This is a genomic window from Segatella copri (assembly GCF_051861805.1).
Lineage (GTDB): Bacteria > Bacteroidota > Bacteroidia > Bacteroidales > Bacteroidaceae > Prevotella > Prevotella copri_M.
Genome location: NZ_CP146520.1, coordinates 406,487 through 427,815 on the forward strand (window position 1 = coordinate 406,487; position 21,329 = coordinate 427,815).

Here is a 21,329-nt window from a genome sequence, read left to right on the forward strand (position 1 = left end):
GCTTTTAGGTTGGTTTTTCGGGAAGATTATGATTCTCCCCTGGTTTTCTTGTCTGTCACATACATGCCCAGCAGGATGCAGGTGGCGCCCACCAGGAAATAGGGGGTGATTTTCTCGTTGAGCACCCACGAAGCAAATATCATGGTGGTGATGGGGTTGAAGTAAACCCAGTTGGTAGCCTTCACCGTTCCCAGTTTCGAGATGCACCAGTTCCAGGTGAGGAAGCAGATCATGGAGGCGAGACAGCCCAGAAAGAGCAGGTTGCCGAAGACCTGCGGACGGCTGAAGACCTCTATCGGCGGGAATCCCGGAATGAAGAGATAATACGGCAGGATGGTCAGCACACCATAGAAGAACACCTTCCGGGTGATGAATGCCGCCCCATAATGATTGCTCACCGACTTCATCAGCAGCGAATAAATCGCCCAGCACATGCAAGCCGTAAACGCCAGGGCATCGCCCACCGGAGAGAGATGGAGCACGAATCTGCCGTTCAGCACCACGATGATCATTCCCACAAAAGCCAGCAGCGAACCGAGCAGCTGCACGATGTGGATGCGGGAGGAATCCTTATAGACCATACGCACCAGCAGGGTGGCGAAGAGCGGACAGGAACACACAATGAGCGAAGTATTCGTGGTGGTGGTGAAGTTCATCGCCTCGTTCTCGCTGTAGAAATAGAGCGAGCCACCCGTAATGCCCAGCAGCGCCATCTTAGCCTCATCCTTCCATGAATCGGCAAGGAAGCGGCGGTGGTTGAAGCAGAGCATCAGCACGTAGGCGATGGAAAAGCGCAAGGTGAAGATCTGGGCTGGCGAAAGCCCATTGAGCATCAACACCTTGGTAGCTACAAAGGTGGTACCCCATATCGCTACCGTGAGGAAGGCGACGAGGTGATAGAAAATATTGCTATTTCTTGTCATTATCTTATTTACTGTTTTGAAGACTTAAATTGCTGGGAATATTGCGTAGGCGATACACCAACTCGTTTCTTAAACACCTTGGCAAAGTATTTCGGGTCTGTGAATCCCACCCGATAAGCAATCTCGTTGACACGCAGATCATGCGTTTCCATCAGTTGCATGGCACGCTTCATGCGTATCTCCAGAATGAAAGCGGCAGGTGTCTTATCCAGGGTATCCTTGCATTGTGAATACAGCTGCGAACGGCTCATACCCATGTCATTACCCAGTTTTTCCACATCATAATCCGGATTGTCGATATGCTGTTCAATGCAATCCACCAGGCGTTTTGCCAACTGACGGTCGTAAGGAGTAACATCAGGGGTAGACGGAAAGATATCCTGCGCCGTATCCACGGTGGTATCAGAAGTGGTAATCAGCTTAGGATGCTGCATCTTCCATACCAGGCAGGCTATCACCACGAGAGCCACTACCAACAGCACCAGAATGCAACATTGCCACCAGGATGGAACAACGTAGAACTCGGCTTCGACTATCTGATTCACCCAGAACCCTAAGGCATCCGTGCTTCTGAACTCCACGACGTGCTTTCCCGGCAGAATCCACGAAAGGGCAATTTCATTCTTTCCGCCCGTCAGATAATGCCAGGTGCTATCTCCCTTGTTGCGCCAGGCATAGCTCACCGTGCGTGGAACACGATAGTCGATAACCGTAGGATTAACTATCAGTTCGCCACCCATGCTCACCGAAGCTCCGGCATTAGGAATCAGAAGAGTGGGACGGAAAGAAGAATGAGAAGGATGATAGCCCAGCTGCAACTGCAGGATTCCATTCTTCAGACCCGTTATCAGCATATTTTTTTCCAGACGAGGCTGAATCTCGCTAAAAGCCACATCCTCGCCAAAATAACTATGATCGAAATATCTGACGCTTCCCCGCTGTGTATCATACAAGATTAGTCCATCGGGATTCGTGAACAATACCTGATTGCCCAGACAGCCTTGGATGGAATGAATGCAATCTCCCAAACCCGGAATATCTATCTGCTGCAGCTGATTGTTCTTATCTACCAGGAAAGCACCCTGACTGTAGGCACCCACATAGAGTTGCTTGTCCACCCGCACGATGCCCGACACATCAATGTCGCCGATACGAGAAATCAGCTTACCCTTTTGGGTATACAAGAAAATGCCCGTGGTAGTGCTCACCGCCACGGTATCACCCAGTTCCTGGATACGGCGCACCTTTACCAGTTCCGGGCTATCCACATTCTGGATGGATGCGGAAAGGGAATTCAGGTTGAGCTTTGGCGATCGGGTATCGATGAAGACAACGCCTTCTCCCCAGGTGGCAATCCAGAGCCACCCCGTCTTGGCAGAGAGATGGAGGTCAAAGACCTGATTCTTCGGAAGGCGCGGTGTGTCTTGATTCTGATAATGATACAGTTTCTGCTGACTGGTAAAGGGCTTGTCGATACAGACCAGTCCTTTGGTACGCAATCCTATCCACAATCTGCCATAACAATCCTGCTGCACATTATAGGCAGAGCCCAGGAACTCCGCAGCCTGCAGTTGCATTTTTCCCTGCTGATTGATAAAGCCCATGAAAGAACACTCTTTCGAATAGCGGATCAACTGCCGGGCTTTCGTTCCCACCAGGAAGGTGCCATCCTTCAGGCGGGTGATGCATCTCACATCCCCCGTAAAATCGGTACCAGCAGCATCTCCCACCTTTTTATATATATGATAGTCGGCCTTCGAGAAGGTAATCTGATAGACGGCATTGTCAAAGCTGGCCCAGATGTTTCCCTGCCTGTCGATGAAATTCTCGCAATGCATAATTTCCGATGGGGTTGCACCCATATAGGCAATCATGTGTTCCTCGCCATGATGGTGAAGAATCACCCCCTTGTCGCCATAGCGAAATACATCGGTAGGCAATTTCTGGTCACCCAGCTCTATCTTTTCGGATAAAGGAGTAAGCTTACGGGTAGCCGGATTATAGGAGACAAACTTATCATTGTTGATTTTCATCAGCAAGGCATGTCCGTCCTTATCCACACGTATCCGTCGCACCCATCCAATCTTCTTGCCGTCGGCAGTAAGATTGAAGGGAACAAACCGGTTTCCGTCGAAACGGCAGAGACCCGAACGGGAACCAATCCAGATGTATCCATCCTTATCCTGAGCAAAAGTGGTGGCATAATTCTGCAACAATCCATCCGCCGTGGTGTAACGGCGATAGCGCATCACCCCCTTGCCTGCCATATCTATGGCAGGCAACAGGGTAAACAATATGATAAGTATGTATCTACTCATTCTCATAAGCTAGTATTTTTGTCTGCAAAGGTAGTAAAAAACGTATAAAATAACAAAATTATCCCTCTTTTTTTATAATTTTACCACCTATACCAACAAAAACAATGATACTTTTGCATCACAATTCAAAAAAGTCTTAAACCAAAAGAACAACAAATATCATTATGAAGAAAGTATTTATATCTACGCTAGTCATGCTCACGAGCATGAACTTAATGGCACAAGATCTAGCCAAATATCCATGGCTAGACACATCAAAGTCTTTTCACGAGCGGGCAGAATTACTCTGCAAGGAGCTAACATTGCGTGAAAAGATTGATCAATTAGGAAACATTATATCAGAACCTATCAAGCGCCATGGCATAGTCATTCTTCCATCCTATCAGTATTGGAACGAAGCTATCCATGGCGTAGCCCGCTCAGGAGCCGCAACCAGCTTCCCTGAGTCGAAAGCCATGTCATCTACATGGGATCGCCAACTCATCTATGATTGTGCTTCCGTTACATCCGATGAAGCACGCCGTTACTATTTAGACAAGGGCAAGGGATTAAACTATTGGTCGCCAACCATCAATATGGCACGCGACCCTCGCTGGGGACGTGAGGAAGAAAACTATGGAGAAGATCCATTTCTTACCGGCGAACTTGCCGTGCCATTCATCCGAGGATTTCAGGGCGACAATTTCGACGGAACACGCAATACGCCTTACCTCAAGCTGGTGGCATGTGCCAAACACTTTGCTGCCAACAACTATGAACAAGGTCGCCAATCCACCACATCCTTTGTCAACGAGAAGAACATGCGCGAGTATTACCTGCCAGCTTTTGAAGCTTGCGTCAAGGGAGCCCACGTCAAATCACTCATGTCTGCATACAATGCTCTCTCCATCGACCCTACAGAGAAAAATCCTGCAGGTGCCGGATATGCAGATGGAAAGGGCGGACTCCCGATGTCTGCCAACAAGATGTTGCTTACCGACATATTGCGCAAAGAATGGGGATTCGACGGATATGTAACATCCGACTGTGCAGCTATCGCTTGCATCCATCGTGCCACCAAGCATCTTTATTTCGGCAACTACACTGCAGGAACCATTGCAGACGGAACAGATTTCACATCCATCCACGCACCTTATGGTTCCAGCACCGAAGATGAAATTCGCATGGAAGCCCGTTCCACGGCACTTGCCATCAAGGCAGGCTGCAACACCAACTGCGAATTCAAGAGCCGTTCGTCCGTTTATCAACGTGCAGGCGTCAACGCTACATCATTAGATCTCCAAGGTTACGACAACCTGACTGAAGCTGATATCGATGCAGCTCTCATCCCTATGCTTGAGACGCGTTTTGCCCTCGGCGAGTTTGAAAAAGACGATTGTCCTTGGAACAACAACGTACCAGCCCTTGAAACAGAAGAGCACCAGGCTATGGCTTTGAAGGCTGCTCAAGAAGCCATTGTGCTGATGAAGAACGAAGACAACCTCCTTCCTATCGGTAAAGACAAGAAGGTGGCGCTCATCGGTCCATACGCCAATGCCATTATGCTGGGCGATTACTCGGGAACTCCTACCTATACCACAACTCCATTCGAGGCTTTCTCTAAGGAGCTGAACTTCGTTACACCTAAGAACGACATCCGTTCCTGCGATGTGGCTGCCGTTCCTTTCGACCAAGCCGTAGTCAGCAAGCGTGGAGAATCAAGTAACGACAAGGGAGCTGGAAATCTGGAGAATACGGCTCCTGGCGATGTTTTCCTCTACGAGAATGTTTATTTTGGAGAAAATGGATGTACCAACTTCGAGATGCAATGCGGTGCCAAGAGCAATGGTGTAGGACAGATAAGTTTCATCCTTGATTCAGAAGACGGAACACCTTTCTTGACCGTAGACAATCTGAATACTGGCAGTTGGAGCAAATGGCAAACGGTAACTGCTACCGTTGATCCTAGCATCGTCAAGGGAACTCATCATCTCTACATCAAGTTCTCGGGCAGCAACAGCTATTGCGGCAACTACAAGTCGTTTAAATTCTCGAATCCTACCAATCCTGTGGAAGAGCCTATCCCTGCATTGGAAACAGCAGGACCACTCTATCTATACAGTCCTACTTCGAGCGTAAACGACCGCTTCACCAACGACCAGATCAAACGTGCTGTAGATGTAGCCAAACGTGCCGATGTGGTTCTGTTCCTCACAGGTACCAACTACGAGAAACCAGACGACCATCATACAGGTACAGAGGGACATGACAGATGGATATTGGGAATGCCAGGCAACCAGGAAGCAATGCTCAAGGCTCTCTATGAAGCCAACAAAAATACCATACTGGTATTGGAAACCGGTTCTTCAATGGACATCAAGTGGGCAAAAGAAAATGTACCAGCCATCATGGAAGCCTGGTACGGAGGACAAGCACAAGGTCAGGCCATCTGCGATGCCATCTATGGAAATATCAATCCATCGGGCAAGTTGACCTCTACCTGGTACAATAATCTAGAGGAGCTTCCACAGCGTAGCGATGAAACGGCAGAGGCGCAAGTGTTCAAACGCGACCAGCACGGCATGCTGTTCTATGATATTGACAAATGGGGCTACACCTATATGTATTATGGTAAGGCCAAGCATGGACGCCAAGCCACCACACCACAGTTCCCATTTGGATACGGACTCTCTTATACAACATTCGAATATAGCAATCTTGCGGCACCGAAAACCATCGGCAAAGATGATATCATCAATGTAACTGCTACTATCAAGAATACCGGCAGTCGCGATGGAGCTGAAGTTGTTCAGCTGTACGCCAACTGGAATGGCATTGGAGAAAACGGCAAGAAGAACAAGAAGCTCATCGGTTTTGAGCGTATAGAATTGAAGGCTGGCGAATCGGCACAGGTCACCTTCCCTGTGAAGTACGATCAATTCTCTTACTTCAACACCGACAGCCATCAATTCAAGGTTGAGGATGCCCAGGTTACATTGGAGCTTGCAGCTTCTTCTGCCGATGTTCGCCAGACGGCAAACATCCATACCCAAGGCGGTGTATCTAAGGAAACCTATATTTCCTCGCCAACAACGGAGATTGTAACCGTAGAGAACTCTCGTTCCTTACAGAAGACAGATCACATCTATTCTGTCATGGGCTCCTATGTCTGCAAAGCGAATGATTACGACAAGCTACCTAGTGGCATCTACGTGCTGAATGGCGTAAAATATATTAAAAAGTAGTTTTAAGAATACAGAGGAGTTAAGGTTTTCTGCCTTAACTCCTTCCTTTCAAAACATTTAATAACTTAACAAAATGAACAAATCAATGAGATTTCTGCTTGTCCTGATTCTGGCAATCATCGGACAAGTGAGCATGTGGGGTGCAAATAGCAGTACTCCCACAGATGTAGGCAACTACATCAACCTGAAGGATGGTTCCTATAGTGGAGCCAAGCCCATTGCAAATGCAACCTCCAAAGGTGGTTACAAAGTGGGTTACATCAAGAACGGCTGCTGGTGCAGCTATGACATCAACGTTACAGAGCAAGCCTACTACAGCCTCTGTATGGCGATTCACTACAACTCAGGAGGAGTCATGAACGTCACCATCACCGATGCTACGACAGGTGCAGAAGAAGTAAACCAGAACATCACCATCACCAAAGACCTGGCAAAAGATTATGGAAATGAGGTGGCGATGGCTATCAGTTATCCGCTGAGCAAGGGCGTAAAGACCATGAAACTCTCCTTTACCAATTCTGGCGGTTACGTCATGGACTTCGAAAACCTGCGAGTATGCAAACGTGCAGATTATACCCCTGATGCAACCACTACCTTGATAAGCGCAAAGGTGGACGGTATCTCTCTTCCTGCCGAGGCACTCCAGGCACTCAAAGACAACAAGAGTTCTTATACTCTTACAGGAAACATTTACACCAAGGTGCCGGAACTCATTGCGTGGATGAGCGACAATACCCAAGCCAATGTTACATCTGCCATTGAAGGAACTAGCGTTATCTACACCATCAAGGCTCTGAACTACGAGGCAAATCTTACCGTTGAGGGTTTGAACATCTATACCCCAGGAGAAAAAGACAAGACCGTACAGCTGAAATACACCAACGAGGGAGCTGATGGAAAGGGAAACTGGAGCAATGGCTTATACTCTCTCCTTTCATCAAGCCTTGACGGATGGAACAACAGTTCGTTCAAACTGAACGACACAAAATACACCCTCCAGATTCCATCAAACATCAAGGTAAAGCAAATCATCTTCAAGGATTTGAGCAACAACTACGATGATGGCAATGCATCCATCTCTGATGTAACTTCAGAAGGGGCTACAGCCTATCTGCCAACCCGACGAGATGCAACGAAAGGCCAGAAATACGATCTTTGTGTAAATATCGAAGGTCATCAGACTGGCAAGGCTCTTGTCTTCAACCTCGTTAAGGCCGGTCAGCCTACTACCTGGATTGAACTCACTGTAGAGGAAACCACGGAAGGAAACCCATCAGTAGTTTCTACCAACTCTACCGTTGTGGATAACCACGCCGTCATCACCGTCAACTTCGACCGTGAGGTGAAGGCAGCCACAGCAACCTGCAACAACCAGACTTTGGCAGCAGATGGTGGCAGCACCTCTCTTCAGTTTGCCGTTTGGGATTTGAAGTACAACAGCAATTATACCCTCCAGCTTGCGGCAATGAATGTTTCAGACAACTATGGCAACCATGCCAAGGAAGACATCGTTGTTAACTTCTCAACCGCAGCCGCACCAGTGGTAGAGCAAGCCGCTTACGACTACGTGGTTAGCAATGCTGCAGAACTTGACGCAGCCATCGCAGCCCTGAGAGAAAGCAACAAGACTGCCGATGCAGCCCGCAAGGTGGTATTCCTGAAGAACGGCAAATACACCTACGGAACCCTTACCGGTTCTTACCAGCACAACGTATCCTTGAAGGAAAACAAGAACAACATCTATAATGTATCGTTGATTGGTGAAAGCAAGGAAGGCGTACTCATCGAGGGAACCACAGATGGCATCACCTCATCCACCCTCGACCTTGGCGATGGAACAGGCAACTATCTGCAGGACATCACCATCCGCAACAACTATGATTTCCGTTCTACCCTCAAGGGTGTGAGCGTTGCAATGAATGGCGGTAACAAGACCGTATTGAAGAACGTAGCCTTGCAGGCTAGTCAGGACACCTACGTTACAGGAAAGCGTACTTATCTGGAGGATTGCGACATCTATGGTACTACAGACTTCATCTGTGGCGGTGGCAACATTTATTTTGAACGCTGCAACCTGATACTCGGCAACAAGACCGGCAATGTCATCTCTGCTCCAAACACAGACGCAGCAACCAAGTGGGGATACGTATTCCAGAACTGTACGGTAAAGGCAGACGAGGGAGCTTCGCTGGTAGCTGATGGCAACTGGAACCTCGGCAGACCATGGCAGAACGAGCCTCGCACCTACTATCTGAACACCAAGATGGAAGTACTCTGCAGCGATGCAGGATGGACCAACATGGGCAAACTCACTACTCATTTCTATGAGTATCAGTCATACGACAAGGATGGCAAACTCATTGATTTGAGCACCCGCAAAAACTCTCCTACTTCACTCAACCAGTACTCTCCTATCCTTACCGACGAGGAGGCAGCACAATTCACCTTGCGCAACGTATTGGGCGGCAGCGATTCATGGGACGCCATTTCTGAAACCAAGTTGTGTGCTGCTCCTGAGCAGGTAACCATCCAGGAGAACACCCTCTCATGGCAGGCAGTAGCAGATGCCCGTAGCTACGTCATCTTCAAGAATGGCGAGTACCTGGGCAACACCACCTCAACTTCCTTCACCATCGATGGTGCCGGCAATTATGCCGTTTGCGCAGCCAACAAGAATGGCGGTTTGGGCATCAAGGCAAATGCTTACCTCGTAACAACCAACGCAGCCGGTTGGGCTTCATTCTGCGCAGCAGAAAACACCACTCTTTCTGGCGAAGCCAAGACTTATGTCTGCACAGCTGTAGACAACGACATCGTTACCCTGGAACCTGTGACTCACATTCCAGCCAACGAAGGCGTATTCATCAAGGGTGAGCCAAATGCCACCTATCAGATTGCCCCAGCAAAAACAGGCGATGCCGTAAGCATCAACCTGATCAAGGGTTGCCTTACAGCCACTACCCTCGCTGGCACCGAAGGAGCCTATATTCTCGGCGTGAAGAACGGCAAGGCAGGCATCTATCAGGTAACATCCAGCATTACGGTTCCTGCCGGCAAGGCTTATCTGCAGCCAGCCACTACCGGACTTGCCAAGTTCCTGAGCATCGCCTTCCCTGGTTCCACAACAGCCATCGAGGGAATTGAAGCCGACGGCAAGATTTCTTCTGCCAAAAAGAAATACAATCTGGCTGGTCAGAGAACAGAGAGCAAGCAAGGCATCATCATCATGGATGGCAAGAAATACATCATTAAATAAAGATCAAGATTAAATAAAGATCAAGCAACATGAAAAAATATCAGAAACCTTCCATTCAAGTAATGGAAATAGAGAGCCCAAGCATTCTGGCGGGCTCACAATTCGATACAGCCCAGGATTTCGGCGACTTCGGAGAGACGAGTGCAGAAGACAACATCACGGTTTCGTCTAAAAAGCACTTCAATATCTTCGATGACGACTGCGATGATTAAACAGAATAATTGCATAAACATCAATAATTTTTAGTATCTAAGTTAACATCCCACAAGTTCCTCAGAAGAGGCTTGTGGGATTTTCTTGTTTAAAAAGTTGGGGAATTGGAAAAAACATCGTAACTTTGCAGTATGATTTTGCATTCCATAGACCAAGTCCTGTTATCAGGCATCGACATTCCCGAGCGCATGAACAATCCGCTCGATTATCAGCCTCATCCTCTTTGCATCGCCGTATGCAAGGAGCTGCAAACCTATCTATCTGAGCGTAAAGACTGGCGAGAGGAGATAGATAAAGGAAAAATGTTTGGCGTACTCATCGTTGAGAATGCCCAACCGGAACCTGGTGCCTCAGAAATAGGCTATCTTGCAGCCTATAGCGGACAGATAGGCGGAAGAAGCGACTGGGATGACTTTGTGCCAGCCGTATTCGACTATCTGCAGCCCGACGGATATTTCAAGACCCATGAGGCTGAAATATCCGATATCAACCAGAGAATCAAGCAATTGGAGGGCAATGAGCATATAAAGGAAGCCAAGAGCCTCATCCTGCAACTGCAGGAAGAGCGGAAGCAGACCATCGCTGCCTATCAGGAAAAGATGAAGGAGGCGAAGGCAAAGCGTGATGCCCGGAGAAAGACAGGAAATCTTACCCCGGAGGAAGAGGCTGAGATGGTGAAGGAAAGCCAGTTTATGAAGGCTGAACTGCGCCGACTCAAGAAATCGCTTTCAGAAAAGACCACCCTGGAAACGGAATATGAAGTCTTTCAAGCGGATATTCTTCGCCTGAAGCAACTGCGCAAGACATTATCTGATGCCTTGCAGCAATGGCTGTTCTCGCAGTTCCGCATGCAGAATCATGAAGGCAAGATGAAGGACCTGCTGGAGATTTTCAGGGATGCAGCCCTCAGGGATTATCCGCAAGCCACCCTTGCAACGAGCAGAATAGCTGCCCTGAAGATGGTGCCGCCAGCCGGAAGTGGCGAGTGCTGCGAACCGAAACTGCTGCAATATGCTTACCTGCATGGTTACAGGCCTTTGCAGATGGCGATGTTCTGGTGGGGCGAAAGTCCGAAGGAGGAGATTCGCCATCATCTGCAGTTCTATCCTGCCTGCAATGGCAAATGCAAGCCGATATTGCATTGGATGCTGCCGGATAGGGTATTTGATTCTAAAATTGCCGAAAAGCAGGCTTTGGAAACCTTATACGAAGACGACCAGCTGGCTGTCATCTACAAGCCTTCGGGATTGCTGTCTGTGCCAGGCAAGGATTCATCCCAGCCATCCGTCTATTCCATCATGCGGAAGAAATATCCAGCAGCAAGCAGTCCGCTGATTGTTCATCGTCTCGACATGGCGACGAGCGGTCTGATGATTATTGCCAAGACGGATTTCGCCTACCATCGTCTGCAGAAGGAGTTTCTTCACCATCGGGTTCAGAAGAAATACATCGCCATCATTGGATGTAAGGACCAGGAAGCCTGCGATAAAATCTGGGAAAAAGCAAAGAAAGAAGAGTTGAAGGAAGAAGGAAAATCTTCTATTTCCGCAGAAAAGCAGAAGATTTCCCTTCCGTTGATGCCCGATTATTTGGATCGTCCCCGACAGATTGTGAATCATGAACAGGGCAAGGAGGCGATTACGGAGTATGAGGTTCTGGATCGCATCGATGCCACCCATCTCCGTCTGGCGCTCTATCCCAAGACGGGCAGGACCCATCAGCTCCGTGTGCATTGTGCCCACCACGAAGGCTTGAATGCTCCCATCCTTGGCGACCCGCTCTATGGCAACGAGAAGGCAAGCCGCCTTCATCTCCATGCCGAGGAGATTACCTTCGAGCATCCTCTTACGGGGAAGGAAATCAACATCAAGCGAGAGGCTGATTTTATTTACCCTTAAGGCAAAAAATATTTTCCCTTAAGGGTAATAATATTTAGCCTTAAGGGTAAATTTTGTGCTATAAAAAAGTCTATTATATAAAGTCTACTATACAAAGTCTATTATACAAAGAACATGATAATAACCTGGGCGATGATGACTCGGATAAACATTCCCAGCGGATACACCGTGGCGTAGCTGATGCTAGGGGTGTCGCCATCCAGCGTCTCGTTGGCATAGGTGAGTGCCATCGGATTCGCCATGCTTCCACAGAGGATTCCACAGATGCTTCCGAAATCATACTTCTTGGTCTTCAGGATGATGAAGCCCACGATGACCACAGGAACCACCGTGATGAGGAAACCGATGCCTACCCACATCAAACCCTCGGGACGAATCACCGTCTCGAAAAACTGTCCACCAGCCGACAAGCCCAAGCAGCCCAGATAGAGAGCAAGACCCAGTTCGCGCAGCATCAAACCCGCACTTCGCGTCATATAAGAGATGAACTGCACACGAGGACCGAGGGCACCAATGAGAATACCCATCACGATAGGACCGCCGGCAATGCCCAGACGCACAGGCGCCGTCATGCCCGGAATATGAAGCGGAATGGTTCCCACGGCAAGACCGAGGATGATTCCCAGGAAGATGGCACCCAGATTAGGCTCGTTGAGCGTCTTCACGGCATTACCCAGAAACTGCTCCACGTGGTCGATGCTCGTTGGGTCGCCCACCACGGTAAGGCGGTCGCCGTATTGCAGACGGAGGTCGTCGGTGGCAAGCAGTCGGATATCACCACGCAGCACTCGGCTCACGTTCACACCGTAGGTGTTGCGCATCTGGAGGCTTCCCAGTCGCTTTCCGTTGAGTCCCGGACGGGTCATCACGATGATTCGGCTTTCCAGTTTGGCATCGATGGCATTCCAGTCTACCTTATCATTATTCCACTCCTTATCCACCTTTTTTCCGAAGAGAATCTGCATGGCAGCTGCCTCATCCTTGTTGGTAACCACGAGCACATTGTCGTTGGTATGGAGCACGGTATCAGCTTCCGGCACGATGACCTGTTCGCCCCTCCATACTCTTGAGATGATGAACTTGCGATGGGTCATCATCGAGATTTCGGCGATGGTATTGCCATTGAGTGCCGGGTTCACGATGACGTACTGTCCGATGGCAGTATGGTCGTCTTCATCGGCACGTCGGATTTCCAGGTCAGCCGGCTTGACGAAGAGTTTGCGCAGGAACATCATCGCCAGGATGACGCCCACCACACCCAGCGGATAGGTGACGGCACAGCCCAAGGCAGCCCCGCCGCTAGGCAAGCCCAACTGCTGCAATGCCTGCTGGGCAGCACCCAGGGCAGGCGTATTGGTGGTGGCACCGCAGAGGATGCCCACCATATCGGGCAGACTTACGGGCAGCACCAGGCAGAGGAGGAGGGAAAACAGAGTTCCCACCACGATGACTGCCAGGCTCCAGAGATTGAGCGCGATGCCTTCGTGGCGCATGGAGCCGAAGAAGTTAGGACCCACATAGAGTCCCAGCACGTATACAAACATGGTAAGTCCGAAGCTCTCGGCAAACTCCAGCATGTCAGGGTCGATGGAGAGTCCGAGATGGCCCGCCACGATTCCCACGAAGAAGACGAAGGCGATGCCCAGGGAGATACCTTTTACATGGAGCTTGCCGAGGGCAAGTCCCAAAGTACAGATCAATGAAAGAATGACGATGCCTTGCACCGCCGAATGCACGTTGATTAAATTATCAAACCACATAGTGTTGTTTAAATTTCAATTCCCGAGATAATGTTCGTTTATTCTATTTCGGCTGCAAAGGTACATTAAAATAAGTATTCCACAAAAGAAAAATGTTCTTTTCTTCCCAATAATTCCAACAAAAGTAGAAATAAAAGAAGAGACGTTGCCCTGAATCGAAGATTTTTTGTAACTTTGCAGGCGTTTTAAAATAAAAATGATGAAAGATATTTGTTGTATTGGACACGTAACGAAGGATAAGATTGTTACTCCCCACCGCACAGTTTACATGGCAGGCGGCACTTCTTTTTATTTTGCCTACGCCATCAACCAGTTGCCCAAGGACGTAAGTTTCTCGCTGGTTACGGCAATGGATCCTACAGAAACTGAACCGATAGAGAAGATGCGCCAGGCTGGCATCGACGTCACCCTGAACCCATCCCGCAACACGGTGTTCTTCGAGAACATCTACGAGGAAGACCAGAACAAGCGCAAGCAGCGCGTGCTTGCCAAGGCAGACCCTTTTACCATCCGGCAGCTGGAGAAGGTGGAGGCGAAGGTTTACCACCTGGGCAGTTTGCTGAGCGATGATTTCTCGCCAGAGGTAGTGGAGTTCCTCTCCCGCAGCGGCAGGGTTTCCATCGACGTGCAGGGTTATCTGCGCGAGGTGAGAGACGAAAAGGTTTATCCCATCGACTGGAAAGAGAAGCTGGAGGTGCTAAAGCACACCTATTATTTAAAGGTGAACGAGACGGAGATGGAGACCATCACGGGACTGAAGGACCCCCGGGAGGCAGCCAAGCTCATCCATTCGTGGGGTGTTACCGAGGTAATCGTCACCCTGGGCAGCGAGGGTTCTCTGATTTATGTAGATGACACCTTCTACGAGATTCCCGCCTATCCTCCTCACGAGGTGGTGGATGCCACAGGATGCGGCGACACGTATTCAGCTGGTTATCTCTACAAACGACTGCAGGGTGCCACCCCTACCGAAGCAGGCAAGTTTGCTGCAGCCATGTGCACCATCAAGCTGGAGCACAACGGTCCGTTCAACCGCAGCATCGAGGATGTAGAGCAGATTATCAAATAAACATGTTATTTCAGAACCCCAAATAGGAATATAAAGCCTGTTTGGGGTTCTGTTTTGTTATATTTTCCGCTTATTTGTATCAAATATCGGTTCATCATGAAAGAAAAATCAGAAATGAACCATTATGAACTTGTATAGTTTCCCATTTTTCATTATCTTTGCAAGCAAAAATCATAAACTAATAATTTTAAACTACGAACAAATGAAAGCAATGAAGCAATTCGGAATCCTAGCATGCAGCCTACTCGCTCTAGCAGCATGCTCATCGGGAAGCAGCAGCGACCCTCCTTCATCAACAGGACAAGAGAGCAAGAAGTTGCCAATCCATATCAATACCTCTATTGATACACGAGTCATCAACAACTCCTTCGAGGAAGGAGACAACATCGGTTTGTTTGTAGTCAACTACAATGCAGACGGTTCTGCAGCCACCCTCAAGGCAACAGGCAATCATGTGGACAACATGAAGTTTACCTATAACGGCACATGGACTCCAGCCTCTCCTATCTACTGGAAAGACGACACCACCCCTGCCGACTTCTATCTGTATTATCCATACACCACCACTATCGGCGATGTAACTGCCCTGGCATGGAGCGTGAATGCTGACCAGAGCACAAGCGAGAAATACAAGGCAGGCGATCTGCTGATAGGCAAGACCACCCATGTGGCTCCTACCGAGAATGCCGTGAAGATTGATGCGAAGCACGTGATGAGCCAGATGACCATTTCCCTGAAGCCAGGCAATGGCTTTACCGAGGAATCGCTGGGCAAGGCAAAAATCAGCGTAAAGATTAACCAGCTGAAGACCCAGGCTACCGCCAATCTCGTAACTGGCGAATTGACTGCCAAGGGCGATGCTGTCGACCTCACTCCGCTGAAGGAAGAAGGCAACAACTATAAGGCACTCATCATTCCGCAAGCTGCAGGCGAGGGCGTGCTCATCACCGTGAACGTGGATGGCAGAGACTACCAGCTGAAGAAGGCAGACAATTTCACCGCCTTCGAAGCAGGAAAGAAGCATCAGTTTACCGTAACCCTGAGCAAGACCAGCAATGGTGTGAATGTGAACATCACCAAGTGGGAAGACGACGGAATCGACTACGGAGGCACAGCAGAATAGAAAGATTCACTCTTAAACAAAGACGATATGAGAACAATTCATATTTCCAAGCATACCTTATTATATTATATGGTGGCTTTGGCAGCCATGCTCTTCACAGGCTGTAGCGATGATTTCTTCGGCAGCAGCGAACAGCATGACAGCAACCGCATCCAACTATCGGGCGACATCGAGCAGGTTGCCGTGACCCGCGTCAACGACAATGGTTTCTGCAATGGCGACGTGATGGGTGTTTACATCGTAGATTACGATGGAAATACTCCTGGAACCCTGAAGGTTAGCGGCAACCGTGGCGATAATGTGCGCCACACCTTTGATGAGCCTAACTATAAATGGAGTTCTGCCTACGATCTTTTTTGGAAAGACAAGCATACTCATATTGATGTGTATGGCTACTATCCTTTTGCCAACCCTGAGAGCATCGAGGACTATCAGTTTGAAGTGCAGAAGGACCAGAGCACCACAACGTCAGAGGGTGAGATGGGAGGTTACGAAGCGAGCGATTTTCTCTGGGGAAAGGTATCCGATGTGGCTCCTACCACCAGCGTTATCCGTTTGCCTCTGGCTCATCGCATGTCTAATGCCCGTGTTACCCTGATTCAGGGTTCCGGTTTTGCCGAGGGCGAATGGGCGAATACCAAGAAGATAGTCTTGACAGCCAATGTGGCTCGCAAGGCAAGCATCAACCTTTCTACCGGCGAAATCAAGACAGCCGGAAGTGCAGAGAGCACCATGACCATCCCATCTCGTGTCAACGACGAGTGGCGCACCATCGTGGTTCCTCAAACCGTGGCAGCCGGCACTACCCTCTTCAGCATCACCATCGGTGGTGTGCCTTATAAGTTCACTAAGAACGAGGCACTTACCTACGTGGCAGGCAAGATGATGAACTTCGGTATCAAGGTAGATAAGCAGGCAGGGAGCGGCACTTATAAACTTACTTTGGTAAGCGAAAGCATCACCCCTTGGGAAAATGATTTGGTTAGTCATGATGCTACGGCGAAGGAGTATATTGTCATCAACTCTACAGCAGGTCACCTGAAAGAGGCGATTGCTGCGGCAAACAAGGACTATACCAAGATTAAGAATCTGAAGATTACGGGTGAGATAGATGCGCAGGATTTCTATCTCATGCGAGATTACATGCCTTCTCTTTCAGCGGTCAACTTGAAAGAAGTAAGAATCAAAGAAGATTCCTCAACAGAGGGAAATGGGGGCATTTATGGAGGAGATGACGAATTGCCTGCTTATTGTTTTTACAAAAAAAGTATTTTAACCCGTATTGTTTTTCCAGACACTCTTAAAAGAATAAAAACTTTTGCACTAAATTCTTCAGGACTGAGCGGTTCGTTACAAATCCCAGAAGGTGTAGAAGGAATCGAAAGATGTGCTTTTAGCAGCTGCACAAATCTCAATGGTACTTTAACACTACCATCGACTCTCAAAGAATTAGATGAAGAAGTATTCTGTAGCGATAATTTTACAGGCGAATTAAAATTACCTGAAGGACTTGAGGAAATAGGTAGACTTTGCTTCGGTGTAACTCGTGGTTTTTATGGCGAATTAAAGCTACCAAGTCATCTCAAGAAACTGGGTGAGCAAGCATTTCGCGCCTGTAGAAATCTTACAGGAAATCTCATTATACCTCAAACTTTAACTTCAATTCCTGATGATGCTTTCTGGCACTGTGGTTTTGATGGCAATCTTCAACTTCATAATGGTATTATTACTATTGGCAAGGGGGCTTTTTCCGGCTGTAATTTCAAGGGAGAACTTATCTTACCAAAAGATTTGCAAACTCTTTCACCAGAATGTTTCGACAATAACGAATTCTCGGGTGAACTGATATTACCGAAGAACTTGGTTAATATCGGTGAAAGCGCTTTCGCTGGTAACTGGCGTTTAACGGGAACCCTAGAGATTCCGGAAGATGTTGCCAATATTGGAGCTGGCGCGTTCGAAAGTTGTCGTAATTTAGAGAAAATTATTCTCTCAAGCAGTCTAGAGTCCATTGGTAATGATGCTTTCGAAGGCTGTTTTGGCATTAACAGCATTGTATGCAAGGGCACGATGCCTCCTGACATACAAAGCGGTGCTTTCAACGGTGTAGCCAAGGACAACTTCACAGTAGAAGTTCCAGAATCTGCCGTTTCCCAGTATCAATCAGCACCAGGCTGGCGCGAATTCAAGCGCATCGCAGCCCACCACGAGCTCGTTTGCCGTCCATCTGTGGCCTCCGCCCTGAGCACGGAGCACAAGCAGAAACTGGTGATTAACGCCGAAGGCGAATGGGAAGTAGCCAGCAAGCCAGACTGGTGCGAGGTTTCTCCTGCCAGCGGCAACAAGAAAACAGAAGTTACCCTGACCATCAAGGGAATGGCCAAGAATGCTGATAGCCGTGATGGAAAGGTGGTATTCCGACTGAAGGACAAAGACTACACCCACGAGTGCAACGTTTCTCAGTATGGCTATGAATACGGTGAGGACGAATGGATTACCCTGCAGAAGGCAACCAAGGGCAACAAGGGAGGAATCAACATCGTTCTGCTCGGCGACGGCTTTAATGCAAAGGATATTGCCAGCGGAGACTATCTGAAGGATATCAAGCAGGAAGTGGAGTATTTCTTCGGTATTGAGCCTTACAAGACTTACCGTGATTACTTCAACGTCTATACCGCCATTCCACTTTCTGCGGAATCGGGCGTGGGAACCGTGAATACCATCTGCTACAACCGATTCAACACCACCTTTACCGGTGGCGTAGGCTTGAAGGCAGATTACGACGAAATATTCAGTTATGCTCTGGGTGCTCCAACCGTAAACAAGGGCAATCTGAACCAAACGCTGATTATCATCGTTCCTAATTCTACCGATTATGGTGGCATCTGCCAAATGTGGCCAGACGGATCGGCAATAGCCTTCTGTCCTCAGAGCACCTATGGTTATCCGCTCGATACCCGTGGCGTCATCCAGCATGAGGCAGGCGGACACGGATTCGGAAAGTTGGGCGATGAGTACATTTATCACAACGCCTTCATCGATGCCTGCAAATGTAGCTGCTGCGGACACGAAAATGCGATCATCTCAGCCAAATCGCACGGCTGGTACGACAACCTGGAGCTTACAGGCAAGATGCACAACGTGGGCTGGAGCCATCTAATCTTCGACGACCGCTACAGCGACATCGTGGATATTTACGAGGGAGGCTACATGCACAGTCGGGGCGTCTTCCGTTCGGAGCCAAACTCCTGCATGAACAACAATATTCCTTACTACAGCACCATCAGCCGTGAGAGTATCGTGAAGCGCATCAAGGCGTATGCAGGAGAAACCTACAGTTTCGAAGACTTCGTGAAGAACGACAAGCGAGATGCAGGAATCGTAGAGAGCCGTGTTTTCGGCGGCAATGGCGACCAGCGCACCGCAGGAACCTATCAGCATGCTCCTATGATTCACAAGGGCAGTCCGCTGAAGATGGCAAAGGTGAGAAGGCACCGCTAATGGCGAGTGCTAGGTTCATCATAGTATAGACCATTAAAATATAGAAAAATATGAAGAAACATATAATAAGATACGCAAGTTTTGCGTTCGCTATATTAGGAATAGTATCTTGCAGCGAAGAGCAGGAAACGGCTCTTCGCCCGCAGGATGCGAAATCCACACCGATGACTTTCCTGGTAAACCATCCGGGACAAGCAACCCGTGCCACAGAGACCAGCTTTGAGCAAAACGACAGGATTGGTCTCTACGTGGCAGACGCAAAGGCGCAGCTGGAAATAGGAGGCAACCTGGTGAACAACGAGGTGCTTACCTACGACGGAAGCAAATGGGCGGCAGCCCGAACCCTCTACTGGGACAAGGGCACCTATACTGCCTATGCTTACTATCCCTACATGGAAGATGTAAGCAGCATTACAGACCAGCCCTTCAGCGTAGTCCTGGATCAAAGCACCGCCAAGAGCAAAGAAGCCCTGGGCGGCTATGAGGCAAGCGACCTGCTCTTTGCCAGCAGCAAGAACATTTCGGCATCAGCCTCACCCATCCCGCTCAACTTCAAGCACATCATGAGCAAGCTCAAGATAAGACTGGTAAAAGGAGAGGATTTCGAGGGCGACATGCCTACCACGGCACAGGTAACCATCCACAACACGGTGCCTACTGCCACCATCGACCTGCAGGCAGGAGTGGCAACCCGTTATGTAAAGGGAACCCGAAAGAGCATCATCGCCCATCAGGACGATGCAACCAGCTATTCCGCCATCATCGTACCTCAGCGCATCGAAAACCGAATGCCGCTCATCGAGGTGGTGATGAAAGGCGTGAGCTATCTCTTCGAGAGCAAGTTCCAGTTTAAGCCGGGAACCGAACATCTCGTCAACCTCATCATCTCCGACAATCCGGACCAGGTGAAGATTGACATCGGTGGAGAAATAACAGATTGGCAATAAGAATAAAAAATAATGAAGAAGACGGTAAGTATTTTATCCCTTCTGGTTCTCCTTCTTGGAGTTTGGGCGGCAGCATTATGGCTGTCGCCCTTCAATGCTTATAATGGGAGCAGCAAGGAAACCCGATACGGAGTGAACGAAGGATTGGAACTGGTAGAACAGGAAAACGCCCAAGAGGGCAAGCGATACGAGGTGGAAGATGAAGACGGCAAAGAGCTGTTTGTCATCCCCTTACGTGGCTGTCTGCTCGACACCCGCTATCGCAACGGACAGCTCCGATTCCGGGAGAAGAACACGAAAAGAGAAGGATACATTGACCGTCAAGGCAGGATTTTCCTGAATGAAAATGCCGGAGAATACAAACCGGCAGAAGACCGGAAAGACTTCGCAAATCTGACGGGGGAAAAGAAGGGCTTGGCAGATAGACCATCCGCAGGAGGCACAGAATCTACTGGAGGCACAGGCTCAACAGGAACCGCAGAATTTGCTGCATCCGCCCAACCAGGTAGAAAATCAAGTGCCCTCTCGCAGGTTAATCTCAAGACGATGGCGCAGAGCAATCCCTTTTATAAGGAAGCCTCGAAAATCATGCAGGGCAAACTGGCAGAAACCGATGCCCGGCGCCGCCGCACCATCCTGAACTACTGCGAGCATTTCCGCACAGCCTACACCACCAAGGACATTGATTTTCTGCGACAGGTGTTCAGCGACAAGGCGCTCATCATCGTGGGAAATGTGGTGAAACCTATCGCCAACGACGATAAATGCCAGGCAGAAAGCCGGGTTACCTTCGCCATCCATTCCAAGCGCGATTATCTTGCAAGACTTTCCAAGGTGTTTGCTGCCAACCAGAAAATCGACGTCAGATTTTCGGGGTTCCGCATCCTACGCCACCCTACGATGGACGGAATCTACGGTGTAACGCTCAGACAGCAATACAAGAGCGACCGGTATAGTGATGACGGCTACCTCTTCCTGCTCTGGGATTTCAGAGATAAGTCGATGCCGCTCATCCATGTGCGCACCTGGCAGCCAGCTGCAACCGTACACTCAGGCGATGATGTGATTAATATTCAAGACTTTAATTTAGAATAAAA

The 21,329-nt window shown here is 48.9% G+C and carries 12 protein-coding genes; 9 read left to right on the forward strand and 3 right to left on the reverse strand.

The annotated features are described in order from the left end of the window. Nucleotides 1-26: 26 nt before the first annotated feature. The gene (locus tag V8Z93_RS01540) at nucleotides 27-923 is read right to left on the reverse strand and encodes a DMT family transporter (RefSeq protein ID WP_203051579.1); all 897 of its coding nucleotides are present in this window, start codon (nucleotides 921-923) and stop codon (nucleotides 27-29) included. Nucleotides 924-931: 8 nt separating this feature from the next. Beyond that, the gene (locus tag V8Z93_RS01545; protein ID WP_439432185.1) at nucleotides 932-3,241 is read right to left on the reverse strand and encodes an AraC family transcriptional regulator; all 2,310 of its coding nucleotides are present in this window, start codon (nucleotides 3,239-3,241) and stop codon (nucleotides 932-934) included. A 164-nt stretch (nucleotides 3,242-3,405) separates the two neighbouring features. Here V8Z93_RS01545 and V8Z93_RS01550 point away from each other — a divergent pair, with 164 nt between their 5' ends. From V8Z93_RS01550 to V8Z93_RS01565, 4 genes are all read left to right on the forward strand, one after another. After that, nucleotides 3,406-6,465 carry a glycoside hydrolase family 3 C-terminal domain-containing protein gene (locus V8Z93_RS01550; protein ID WP_439432186.1) on the forward strand — a complete coding sequence of 1,020 codons (3,060 nt, stop codon included), beginning with the start codon at nucleotides 3,406-3,408 and terminating at the stop codon, nucleotides 6,463-6,465. 73 nt (nucleotides 6,466-6,538) lie between these two features. Next, nucleotides 6,539-9,721 carry a pectinesterase family protein gene (locus tag V8Z93_RS01555; protein WP_439432187.1) on the forward strand — a complete coding sequence of 1,061 codons (3,183 nt, stop codon included), beginning with the start codon at nucleotides 6,539-6,541 and terminating at the stop codon, nucleotides 9,719-9,721. 29 nt (nucleotides 9,722-9,750) lie between these two features. Beyond that, nucleotides 9,751-9,933, forward strand: coding sequence for a hypothetical protein (locus V8Z93_RS01560; protein WP_439432188.1), 183 nt, complete (start codon nucleotides 9,751-9,753; stop codon nucleotides 9,931-9,933). 132 nt (nucleotides 9,934-10,065) lie between these two features. Continuing rightward, a complete protein-coding gene (locus V8Z93_RS01565; RefSeq protein WP_439432189.1) occupies nucleotides 10,066-11,832 on the forward strand; it encodes a pseudouridine synthase in 1,767 nt (588 codons plus the stop codon). Nucleotides 11,833-11,933: 101 nt separating this feature from the next. Here the strand turns inward: V8Z93_RS01565 and V8Z93_RS01570 are convergent, their stop codons facing one another. Further along, nucleotides 11,934-13,592 carry a putative transporter gene (locus V8Z93_RS01570; RefSeq protein ID WP_218411986.1) on the reverse strand — a complete coding sequence of 553 codons (1,659 nt, stop codon included), beginning with the start codon at nucleotides 13,590-13,592 and terminating at the stop codon, nucleotides 11,934-11,936. A 199-nt stretch (nucleotides 13,593-13,791) separates the two neighbouring features. Here V8Z93_RS01570 and V8Z93_RS01575 point away from each other — a divergent pair, with 199 nt between their 5' ends. The 5 genes from V8Z93_RS01575 (at nucleotide 13,792) to V8Z93_RS01595 (ending at nucleotide 21,327) form a co-directional block, all read left to right on the forward strand. Further along, nucleotides 13,792-14,661 carry a PfkB family carbohydrate kinase gene (locus tag V8Z93_RS01575; protein WP_439432807.1) on the forward strand — a complete coding sequence of 290 codons (870 nt, stop codon included), beginning with the start codon at nucleotides 13,792-13,794 and terminating at the stop codon, nucleotides 14,659-14,661. Nucleotides 14,662-14,872: 211 nt separating this feature from the next. Continuing rightward, complete coding sequence (locus tag V8Z93_RS01580; RefSeq protein ID WP_439432190.1) at nucleotides 14,873-15,784, forward strand: fimbrillin family protein; 912 nt, start codon at nucleotides 14,873-14,875, stop codon at nucleotides 15,782-15,784. Nucleotides 15,785-15,811: 27 nt separating this feature from the next. Then, complete coding sequence (locus tag V8Z93_RS01585) at nucleotides 15,812-19,285, forward strand: leucine-rich repeat protein (protein ID WP_439432191.1); 3,474 nt, start codon at nucleotides 15,812-15,814, stop codon at nucleotides 19,283-19,285. Between the two features lie 50 nt (nucleotides 19,286-19,335). Beyond that, the gene (locus V8Z93_RS01590; RefSeq protein WP_439432192.1) at nucleotides 19,336-20,232 is read left to right on the forward strand and encodes a fimbrillin family protein; all 897 of its coding nucleotides are present in this window, start codon (nucleotides 19,336-19,338) and stop codon (nucleotides 20,230-20,232) included. A 12-nt stretch (nucleotides 20,233-20,244) separates the two neighbouring features. Further along, nucleotides 20,245-21,327 (forward strand): hypothetical protein, encoded by a 1,083-nt coding sequence (locus V8Z93_RS01595; protein WP_439432193.1) that lies wholly within the window; start codon nucleotides 20,245-20,247, stop codon nucleotides 21,325-21,327. The last annotated feature ends 2 nt before the right edge of the window (nucleotides 21,328-21,329 follow it).